The organism is Kitasatospora saccharophila, from assembly GCF_039529925.1.
Taxonomy (GTDB): domain Bacteria; phylum Actinomycetota; class Actinomycetes; order Streptomycetales; family Streptomycetaceae; genus Kitasatospora; species Kitasatospora saccharophila.
In genome coordinates, this window is record NZ_BAAANS010000155.1 from 1 (window position 1) to 1165 (window position 1165).

Consider the following 1165-nt stretch of genomic DNA (forward strand, 5'->3'; position numbering starts at 1 on the left):
ATCGAACCACGCGGCCCCATCGAGACCGAAGCAGCCCGCCGCCTCGCCGACGACCTCAACGATCAGTAATCAGCTAATTACCCCACACTTTCTCAGATGGCCGCCGAGCTTGAGAAGACCCGTCGCCGGGCCGTGCTCGCCGAAGCCCGCTGCGAGCTGCTGGAGCGCCAGCTCGTCCACATCGAGCAGCAGCAGGGCACCCTCCTGCCGGCCCCCGAACTGGTCAGCCTGGTCGACCCCCTGGATGCCCCCGCGCTCGCCTGCGGCACCTCCCCCAAGGTCCTGCTGGTCGACGACCAGGGCGCCAACCTCCTGGCCCTGGAAGCCGTTCTCGGCGTCCACGGATACGACATGGTCAGCGTCGCCTCCGGCCCCGCCGCCCTGCGCGCCTTACTGGAGTCCGACGACTACGCCGTCATCCTCCTCGACGTCCAGATGCCCGACATGGACGGCTACGAGACCGCCGCCCACATCAAGCGTCGCGCCCGCACTCGGGACATCCCGATCATCTTCCTCACCGCCATCGGCAACGACCCCGAGTACTCTATGCGCGGCTACGCGGCCGGCGCCGTCGACTTCATCGTCAAGCCGTTCGACCCCTGGGCGCTGCGGGCCAAGGTCGCTGTGTTCGTCGAGTTCTACCTCCAGCGCCACCGCGAACACCCCAGCCCGCACTGACCCCCCGCGAGGATCCCCTCATCGCCCCGGTGCCGCAGAACCGGGCAGGCGACAGCCGGTGGAGACCGACCAGCGACCGGCGCACCTGGGGCCCGCCCCTCGTCGGGTCGCCGCGCCGGTCGGCTTCTGCAGCCCGGCCCGCATGTCGACACAACCCCTGTCTCGTCGCCGCGGAACCTGTGGAGTTCGAGCGCATCATCGACCGGTACACCGAGCGCCCGGGGGACTCCAGGGGCGCGCCGGTGCTGAGCCCCCTCGGGCTCAGCACCGGCACCCGGAGCCATGGAGAGCGCGTCCTGGCAGCCGATACTTCAGGTGCTCGCTGCGGATCGTCCTCCGTGTGCGATCTCGCTCACCAGATCGAAGTCCACCTCGTTCGACAGGAGTAGGGCCTTGGCATCTCGGATGCTTCGATAGTCGCGCTCTCGTGGCGGGTCCGCGATGGCTTTCAAGTAGGCGAGCAGCGGGTCGACGACGTGCGGGGAGA

At 69.0% G+C, this 1165-nt stretch carries 1 protein-coding gene; it reads left to right on the forward strand.

The annotated features are described in order from the left end of the window. Nucleotides 1-96: 96 nt before the first annotated feature. Entirely contained in the window at nt 97-678 is a 582-nt protein-coding gene (locus tag ABD345_RS39925) for a response regulator (RefSeq protein ID WP_344559743.1), read from the forward strand. The last annotated feature ends 487 nt before the right edge of the window (nt 679-1165 follow it).

Coding starts and splice junctions, on each gene's coding strand:
- ABD345_RS39925 (WP_344559743.1), top strand. CDS start 97: ATGGCCGCCGAGCTTGAGAAGACCCGTCGCCGGGCCGTGCTCGCCGAA.